Raw genomic sequence first — 7,962 nt, 5'->3', positions numbered from 1 at the left:
CGCACGCTGGCAGTTGCGACAGTGGTCGAAAGGACTTTCATGTTCCGGGGTGGCGCGGGTGCCATGACCGTTAGCAGGTCGAGATTGCGTCGGCGCGGCCCTGGTCCGGCTAACGGCCAGGGAAGGAAAGCCACCCCGGAAGATGAAAGTCCTCGCGTGGGAGCGGCTTGCAGCCGCGCTGCGAGGCCGCGGTAACCGGCGACGTTGCGGCAACTCGCGCGGCCTCGTCGCGGCTGAAGCCGCTCCCACCGCGTCGCTGCGCGACCGTCACGGCGGGGGCTGAGGAACCGCGGGCGCGGGGTGAACGCCCGGTCGCGCGCCCCAACGGACCGGTTGCTCGGCGGGCTCCGGCTGGAGTGTGACGTGCTCGATCCCCAAGTCCCGGGCGGCGCGGCGCAAGCCCTCCAGCGTCGCGGGCCAGCCCAGCAGGTCCGGAACCCGCACATGGGCCGACAGGGCGACGCGCCGCGACGACAGGGACCAGACGTGCAGGTCGTGGACCTCGGTGACACCGGGCACCCGGGCCAGGACCATCCCGACGGTCTCCAGGGGCAGGGCGCCGGGCACGCCGTCCAACAGGGTGTGCAGTGATTCGCTGAGCAGCGACAGGCTGGAGGAGAGGATCAGGCCGCAGATCAGGAGCGACAGCAGGGGGTCGATGGGCGTCCAGCCGGTGGTCCAGATGACCAGGCCGGAGACGATGGCGGCCACCGACCCCAGGGCGTCGCCCATGACGTGCAGCAGGGCGCCGCGCAGGTTCAAATCCGGCTCGCCGCGGGCCAGCACCCAGGCGACCACCAGGTTGATCGCCAGGCCCACGACCGCCACACCACTCACCGTCAGGCCGTCGATGGCCCGCGGCGTCTGCAAGCGGTCCCAGGCGGCGGCGGCGATCAGGACCACCACCACCAACATGGCCGCGGCGTTGATCAGCGCCGCCAGGGACTCGGCACGCCCCAGGCCGTAGCTGTGGCGGGGCGAGGGCGGGCGGGCCGTCAGCCAGGCGGCCAGTCCCGCCAGCCCCAGGGCGGCGGCATCCGTGACCATGTGGCCGGCGTCCGCGAGCAGGGCCAGTGAGCCGGACCACCAACCGGCGGCGGCCTCGACCACGGCATAGCCCAGGGTGAGGATCAGGGCCAGGCGCAGGACGGGCAGTGACGCCGCATGATCCTGGCCCGGGGCTTGGGCCTGGTGCTCGGCGTGATGGTGGTGGGCGTGACTCATCGCTGCTCCAATCGGGACTTCGGCGGCCGTTCGTAACTATTGTCGCACCGCAGCGGCCCCCGCCGGGCGCCTTAATAGATGGCACGCCGTTTGCTTGATAGCACCGAAATGTGACCCGCGGGTGACTGTCGCGCGGCTTTATGCGAAATTAATGATGTCGATACATTGCCTGCCGCCGTTCTTTGTCGTAAATTCGACGTGGTGCGTTGCAGCATTGTCGCAAACACTCTATTTTTTTAGGTTTTCTTGAGGTTACGATCGTGTCAGCCTGCCCTGTGCACCCCCGGTTTCCGAGTCGCGACGCCAACCCCGGCGTGCCTCGCATTGCATTCGGGCCGACGGCCGATGCCTGAGACGATGCACACCCTGGATTTGGGCCCCCCCGATTTCGTCGAAGGCACCGCCCGTGTGGTGGAGGTCGTGGGGTCAACTGCCTGGCTGGAGCCGGAGCAGACCACCAGTTGCGGTCATTGCGCGGCCTCCGCCGCCTGCGGCGCCAAGGGTCTGGGCACGATCGCCAACCGCATCGCGGCGCGGCGTTTTGCCTTGACCGATCACCCGGGGCTGCGCGTCGGCGAGCGGGTGGTGGTGGGGATCCGCTCCGACGCGCTGGTCAAGGCGGCGCTTACCGCCTATGCCATCCCGCTGTGCACCCTGTTCCTGGGCGGCGGGCTGGCCCAGTGGGCCTGGGGCCAGGACGGCACGACCATCGTTGGCGCCGTGGCCGGTCTGTTCCTGGGTCTGGGCGCCGCCCGGCTGGGGGCTGCCCGACTGTTCGCCGGCGGCACCAGCGCGCCGCGGTTCCTGCGCCGGGCAGAACCCGCCGACTGTCAGCCGGCCCGCAAATAGAAACGGTCAGCCGACCATTGAACAGAATCAGCATAAGGTACAGGTAATGCAGGAATATCTCCTTCTGATGGTAGGCGCGATCCTGGTCAACAACGTGATCCTGGCGCGCTTCCTGGGGCTGTGCTCCTTTATGGGCGTGACCACCCGCGTGGATACGGCCATGGGCATGGGGCTCGCGACCACCTTCGTCATCACCGTATCGTCGATGCTCAACTGGGCCGCGCAGGCCTACCTGCTGGAACCCTTCGGCCTGGGCTATCTGCGCACCGTCGTGTTCATCCTGGTGATCGCCGGCGCCGTACAGTTCACCGAGATGACGGTACGTAAGGTCTCCCCGCCCCTGTTCCAGATGCTCGGCATCTACCTGCCGCTGATCACCACCAACTGCGCGGTGCTGGGCGTGGCCCTGTTGCTGATCGAGGGGCGGATGAGCTTCATCGAGAGCACCGTGTTCGCCTTCGCCTCATCAATCGGCTACAGCCTGGTGATGGTGATTTTCGCCGGACTGCGCGAGCGCCTCGCGCTGGCCGAGATCCCGCGGCTGTTCGCCGGCCCGCCCATCGGCTTCATCACGGCCGGGCTGCTCGCCCTGGCCTTCATGGGCTTCTCGGGCATCAGCACGGTCTAAGCACCGGGGCGCTGCCTCTCCTGATTTTCCCTCAAGGGTCTGCGATAAGATTGGAGGTCAACCATGTTCCTGTTGCTCGCGGTCGGTAGTCTCACCATCATCGGTGTTGTCTTGGGCGGTATCCTGGGTACCGCGGCCCGCCTCCTCGCGGTCAAGGTCGATCCGCTCGAGGCCGATCTGCAGGCCCTGCTGCCGGGCTCCCAATGCGGTCAATGCGGCTACGTGGGTTGCGCCCAAGCCGCCAAGGCGCTCGCCGCCGGGGATGCGGCGGCCACCGTCTGTCCCCCGGGGGGTAAGGCGACGGCCGAGGCCCTGGCCAAGCGCCTGGGGGTGTCGATCGACCTCTCCGACCATGTCGAGCGGGGGCCTGAGTACGCCGCCATCGACGAGGAGCTGTGTATCGGCTGCACCCGCTGTCTCAAGGAGTGCTCCGTGGACGGCATCTTCGGCGCTACCAAACAGATGCATACGATCCTCGCCGAGTCCTGCCACGCCTGCGGCAAGTGCATCCCGGTGTGCCCCACCGAGGCCATCACGATGCGCCCGATTCCCGTCACCCTGGGCACCTGGCACTGGCCCAAGCCGGCCACGGCGCATTAGAACTCTGGAGTGCGAGCGATGAAATTGTTTGCGATCCGCGGCGGCATCCATCCCGAATACCGCAAAGAACTGGCGAGCGACAAGGCGATCACCGCCCTGCCGATGCCGCAACGGCTGCGCATCCTGCTGCACCAGCACATCGGGGCCCCGGCCCGGCTGCTGGTCGCCGCCGGCGAGCGGGTCCTGAAGGGTCAGATGATCGCCCAGGGTCAGGGGCCGGTCTCGGCCCCCGCCCATGCCCCCACCTCCGGGTACATCGAGTCGGTCAGCGAGGTCACGGCCCCGCACGCCTCCGGCCTGTCGCAGACCGCCGTCGTCCTCGTGCCTGACGGCAAGGAGGAATGGGCGCCGTTGCCCACCCCGCTCGCCGACCCCCTGACGGCCGAGCCGCAGGCGATCCGCGACCTGGTGGCGCAGGCGGGCATCGTGGGTATGGGCGGCGCGGCCTTCCCGTCGGTGGTGAAGCTGCACCTGGGCACCCAGCGCAAGCTGGAGATGCTGGTCCTGAACGGCGCCGAGTGCGAGCCCTACCTCACCTGCGACGACCGGGTGATGCGCGAACACCCCGACGAGGTGATCGACGGCGCCCGTATCATGGCGCACGCCCTGGGCGCACCGCTGGTGATCATCGGTATCGAAGACAACAAGCCGGAGGCCCTGGAGGCCATGACGCGGGAGGCCGCCGCCTTCCCCGAGGTGCAGGTGCGCCCGGTCCCGGTCCAGTATCCCATGGGGTCGGAGCGCCACCTGGTGCAGGCCCTGACCGGCCGCGAGACCCCGGCCGCCAAGCTCACCGCCGACATCGGCGCCGTGGTGCACAATGTCGCCACCGCCCAGGCCATCCATCACGCGGTGCGCTTCGGGCGCCCCCTGATCGAGCGCGTGGTGACCGTGAGCGGGCGTGCCGTGCGCGAGCCCCGCAACATCCTCGCCCCCATCGGCGCCCCCGTCACCGCCCTGATCGACTTCTGCGGCGGCCTGGTCGGCGTGCCCGCGCGCCTGGTGCAGGGCGGCCCCATGATGGGCCAGCCGTTGCCGAGCCTGGACGTGCCGGTGATCAAGGGGACCTCCGGCATCCTGGCACTCAACGCCGAGGAGACCGGCGAGGCCGAGCCTGGCCCCTGCATCCGCTGCGGGACCTGCGTGGCCATCTGCCCCTGCGGCCTGGTGCCCCTGGAGATGGCCGCCTTCATCCGCACGGACAACCTGGACGGCGCCAACAACCTGGGCGTGACCGAGTGTCTGTCCTGCGGGAGCTGCTCCTGGGCCTGTCCGTCCCACATCCCGCTCGTGCAGTATTTCAACTACGCCAAGGGGATGCTGAAAACCAAGGAGCGCGACCGGGCCAAGCACGAGCGCACCAAGACCCTGACCGAGGCCCATCGGGACCGGCTTGAGCGGGCCGCTGCCGCCAAGGCCGCGGCCGCGGCGGCCAAGGCCACCACCAAAGGAACCCCGCCGGCCGCCCGCCAGCCGCGGGCAGAGGAGCCGGCAGAGGCATGATGATCGAGACCGCGACGACCAGCGCGCCCTATACCCATTCGGCGGCCAGCGTTCAGAAGACCATGACCACGGTGATCCTGGCCCTGGTGCCGGCCACCGCCTTCAACCTTTATCTGTTCGGCTGGCCCGCCGTCTTCCTCTTCGCCGTCACCGTCGGTGCCTGTGCGGCCATGGAGGGCCTCGCCCTGCTGATCAGCGGGCGGCGCCTGATGCCCACCCTGGGCGATGGCTCGGCCGTGCTGACCGGTTGGCTGTTGGCCATGACCCTGCCGCCCTGGGCGCCCTGGTGGACCGGGGTCCTGGGGGCGGTCTTCGCGATCCTGCTGGGCAAGCAGATCTTCGGCGGGCTGGGCCAGAACCTGTTCAACCCGGCCATGGTGGCGCGCGTCGCGCTGCTCGTCTCCTTCCCGGTGGCCATGACCTCCTGGGTTGCCCCCCACCCGCTGTTCTGGACCGGTACCCCCGGGTTCCTGGACGCCCTGGCGATCACCTTCGGCGGTCAGATACCGGACGGCTACAGTGCCGCGACCGCCCTGGGGCTCGTGAAGACCGGACTCTCGATGGGCCAGACGGTGTCCCAGTCCGTGGGGCAGTTGCCGGACCTGATGGACATGGGCCTGGGGCTGCGCGCCGGCAGCCTGGGTGAGACCTCCGCGCTCCTGATCCTGGGCGGCGGGCTCTTCCTGATCTGGAAAAAGGTCATCACCTGGCACGTCCCCGCGGCGATGCTGGGGACCCTGTTCGTGGCCGCGACCCTGGGGCACCTCGCCAACCCGGAGCGCTTCACCGACGGGGCCTTTCAGATCCTGTCGGGGGCGGCCTTCCTCGGCGCCTTCTTCATCGCCACCGACTATGTCACCTCGCCGGTCTCGAAGACCGGACAGCTCATCTTCGGCTTCGGGGTCGGGCTGCTGACCTGGATCATCCGCAGCTTCGCCGGCTACCCGGAGGGGGTGGCCTTCGCGGTCCTGCTGATGAACTCATTGACCCCCATCATCGACCAGTACACCCGGCCGCGCCGGTTCGGACGTACCCGCCGGGGCGAGCCGCTGGCACCCCAGGGGGACAAATGAACAAGAACAGTTCTCTCTATCACGGCCTGGTCCTGGGGGCCTTCTGTCTCGGCTTCGGGCTGCTGCTCGCCGTCACCGACGCCCTGACCGCCAAGGACATCGCCGCCCGGGCCATGGAAGACCGGCAGAACTCGCTGGCCGCGGTGATCCCCGACGCCATCCATGACAACAACCCGGTCGTGGACACCATCCTCCTCGACGTCGCCAAGGATGAGGGGCTGACGGTCTACCTCGCCAAGAAGGACGGCTTGGTCACCGGTGTGGCCTACGAAGTCAGCGGCATCGGCTACGCGGGTCGGATCAAGCTGATGCTGGGGGTCGGCGCCGACGGGCGGGTCCTGGGTGTACGGGCCCTGGCCCACAAGGAGACCCCCGGGCTCGGCGACAAGATCGAGATCAAGAAGGGCGACTGGATCGAGCGCTTCACGGGCCTGGGCCTGGGCAATCCGCCGATCGAGAAGTGGAAGGTCAAGAAGGACGGCGGCCAGTTCGACCAGTTCAGCGGGGCCACCATCACCCCCCGCGGCGTGGTCGGGGCCATCCGCGAGGGTCTGGTCTTCTTCGACGCCCGCAAGCAGGAGCTGACCCAGCCGCAGCCCCCCCAGAAAGTGAACGAGGTACGCTGAGATGGCAACCGGATACGGCAGAATCGCCCGCGACGGACTCTGGGACAACAACGGGGTCCTGGCCATGCTGCTCGGCATGTGCCCGACCATGGCCATGACCACCAGCGCGACCAACGGCCTGGGCATGGGGCTGGCCACGGCGGTCGTCATGGCCGCCTCCGGGGGCCTGGTCGCCACCTTCCGCGGCTACATCACCCAAGAGGTGCGGATCCCGGTCTATATCCTGATCGTCGCCGCCATGGTGACGGTGGTGGACCTGACGATGAACGCCTACATGCACGACCTCTACAAGGTGCTCGGGCTCTTCATCCCGCTGATCGTCTCCAACTGTCTGCCGCTGGCGCGCCTCGAGTCCTTCGCCTCCAAGGAGCCGGTGCTGCCGTCGCTGGCGGACGGGGTCTTCATGGGCCTGGGCTTCACACTCGCCTTGACCGCCATCGGCGCGGTGCGCGAGATCCTCGGCGCCGGCACCCTGTTCGCGGACGCCTCACTGCTGCTCGGCCCCGCGTTCAGCTTCATGGAGGTGCGGGTCATGCCCGAGAGCATGGGGACCCTGATGATGATCCTGCCCCCGGGCGGTTTTCTGGTCACCGGGTTCCTGGTCGTCGGCAAGCGCATGATCGATGTGGCCGGCGGTAAAGCCATCCAAATGGGCGGCGCCCACGCCGTCTGACGCCTCCCCAAGGGATCGATGCGATGAAGGTTCAACTCGTTTACGCCAACCCGGCGCGCCAGTTCTGGGTCTATGTGGAGGTGCCGGACGGCGCCACGGTGAGAGATGCCGTACTGCGCTCAGACGTGCTGCGGCAGTTTCCGGAGATCGATCTGGAGCAGCAGAAGCTGGGGATTTTCGGCAAGCTCACCCCCTTGGATGCACCGGTAGCGGACGGTGACCGGATCGAGGTCTATCGCCCGCTGGTCGCCGACCCCAAGCTGGTGAAACAGCGCGGCAAGGCGGGCAGCGACGCGACTTAAGGCGCGGCGGTGGCCCTAAGCCCGCCCGCCACGATGACCGTAAGACGCGCACTCGGCCGCGCCTTGATTACTCCGGCCACCCTGCTGGACGGGAGGTCGCTGGTCCGCACAGCGGACCCTACGGGCTTAGTAATATCCTGGGGGCCTTGATCCCCATCTCCAATGCCACGTCATCTTGCGTCACGACCCCAACGGGGTCGTACATACCAGCCCAGGGCAACGCCCTGGGGATGGCGTTACATTGCTCAGGCAGCCCTGTAAGGGCGTGACATAGATGCCCTCTGGATGTCACGCCCTTACAGGGCTGAACTCAACTGCACCTCAAACCCAGGGCGTTGCCCTGGGCTGGTATGTCGCGCCCCTTCGGGGCTTAAGTCGGCGACGTAAAAGTCCTCTCGACCGCTAGCTCGATGGCCAGCGTGCGGGGCGGCGTAGTCAGGGCTTCCAGCCCTGACTGTTCCAGCCCCGACACCGTCAGGCCAGG

At 68.2% G+C, this 7,962-nt stretch carries 9 protein-coding genes; 8 read left to right on the top strand and 1 reads right to left on the bottom strand.

Annotated features, from left to right (window positions below; all coding sequences use genetic code 11):
- Positions 1-267: 267 nt before the first annotated feature.
- Positions 268-1,224 (bottom strand): cation diffusion facilitator family transporter, encoded by a 957-nt coding sequence (locus QZY48_RS15860; RefSeq protein ID WP_295432561.1) that lies wholly within the window; start codon positions 1,222-1,224, stop codon positions 268-270.
- A gap of 345 nt (positions 1,225-1,569) precedes the next feature.
- On the opposite strand from QZY48_RS15860, the gene QZY48_RS15855 reads away from it, so the two are divergent.
- The 8 genes from QZY48_RS15855 to QZY48_RS15820 all read left to right on the top strand — a co-directional run bounded on the left by QZY48_RS15855 (position 1,570) and on the right by QZY48_RS15820 (position 7,478).
- Positions 1,570-2,073 carry a SoxR reducing system RseC family protein gene (locus tag QZY48_RS15855; protein ID WP_295432558.1) on the top strand — a complete coding sequence of 168 codons (504 nt, stop codon included), beginning with the start codon at positions 1,570-1,572 and terminating at the stop codon, positions 2,071-2,073.
- A 46-nt stretch (positions 2,074-2,119) separates the two neighbouring features.
- Positions 2,120-2,701, top strand: a complete 582-nt coding sequence (rsxA, locus tag QZY48_RS15850) for an electron transport complex subunit RsxA (RefSeq protein WP_100921853.1) — start codon at positions 2,120-2,122, stop codon at positions 2,699-2,701.
- A 63-nt stretch (positions 2,702-2,764) separates the two neighbouring features.
- Positions 2,765-3,301 carry an RnfABCDGE type electron transport complex subunit B gene (locus tag QZY48_RS15845; RefSeq protein WP_366929707.1) on the top strand — a complete coding sequence of 179 codons (537 nt, stop codon included), beginning with the start codon at positions 2,765-2,767 and terminating at the stop codon, positions 3,299-3,301.
- Between the two features lie 18 nt (positions 3,302-3,319).
- Positions 3,320-4,804 carry an electron transport complex subunit RsxC gene (gene rsxC / locus QZY48_RS15840; RefSeq protein ID WP_295432555.1) on the top strand — a complete coding sequence of 495 codons (1,485 nt, stop codon included), beginning with the start codon at positions 3,320-3,322 and terminating at the stop codon, positions 4,802-4,804.
- Positions 4,801-5,877: an RnfABCDGE type electron transport complex subunit D gene (locus tag QZY48_RS15835; protein WP_295432552.1), complete on the top strand. Its 1,077-nt coding sequence runs from the start codon at positions 4,801-4,803 to the stop codon at positions 5,875-5,877. Before rsxC ends, QZY48_RS15835 begins: the two co-directional genes overlap by 4 nt.
- Positions 5,874-6,503 (top strand): electron transport complex subunit RsxG, encoded by a 630-nt coding sequence (gene rsxG, locus QZY48_RS15830; protein WP_295432550.1) that lies wholly within the window; start codon positions 5,874-5,876, stop codon positions 6,501-6,503. The genes QZY48_RS15835 and rsxG overlap by 4 nt, the downstream gene beginning before the upstream one ends.
- 1 nt (position 6,504) lies before the next feature.
- Positions 6,505-7,176 (top strand): electron transport complex subunit E, encoded by a 672-nt coding sequence (locus QZY48_RS15825; RefSeq protein ID WP_295432548.1) that lies wholly within the window; start codon positions 6,505-6,507, stop codon positions 7,174-7,176.
- A gap of 23 nt (positions 7,177-7,199) precedes the next feature.
- Complete coding sequence (locus QZY48_RS15820) at positions 7,200-7,478, top strand: RnfH family protein (protein WP_295432546.1); 279 nt, start codon at positions 7,200-7,202, stop codon at positions 7,476-7,478.
- Positions 7,479-7,962: the final 484 nt, after the last annotated feature.

It is taken from the genome of uncultured Thiodictyon sp. (assembly GCF_903828115.1).
Lineage (GTDB): Bacteria > Pseudomonadota > Gammaproteobacteria > Chromatiales > Chromatiaceae > Thiodictyon.
Note: the sequence above shows the minus strand (reverse complement) of the source record. Positions and strands in the feature narration are given on the sequence as shown.

Coding starts and splice junctions, on each gene's coding strand:
- QZY48_RS15860 (WP_295432561.1), bottom strand. CDS start 1,224: ATGAGTCACGCCCACCACCATCACGCCGAGCACCAGGCCCAAGCCCCG.
- QZY48_RS15855 (WP_295432558.1), top strand. CDS start 1,570: ATGCCTGAGACGATGCACACCCTGGATTTGGGCCCCCCCGATTTCGTC.
- rsxA (WP_100921853.1), top strand. CDS start 2,120: ATGCAGGAATATCTCCTTCTGATGGTAGGCGCGATCCTGGTCAACAAC.
- QZY48_RS15845 (WP_366929707.1), top strand. CDS start 2,765: ATGTTCCTGTTGCTCGCGGTCGGTAGTCTCACCATCATCGGTGTTGTC.
- rsxC (WP_295432555.1), top strand. CDS start 3,320: ATGAAATTGTTTGCGATCCGCGGCGGCATCCATCCCGAATACCGCAAA.
- QZY48_RS15835 (WP_295432552.1), top strand. CDS start 4,801: ATGATGATCGAGACCGCGACGACCAGCGCGCCCTATACCCATTCGGCG.
- rsxG (WP_295432550.1), top strand. CDS start 5,874: ATGAACAAGAACAGTTCTCTCTATCACGGCCTGGTCCTGGGGGCCTTC.
- QZY48_RS15825 (WP_295432548.1), top strand. CDS start 6,505: ATGGCAACCGGATACGGCAGAATCGCCCGCGACGGACTCTGGGACAAC.
- QZY48_RS15820 (WP_295432546.1), top strand. CDS start 7,200: ATGAAGGTTCAACTCGTTTACGCCAACCCGGCGCGCCAGTTCTGGGTC.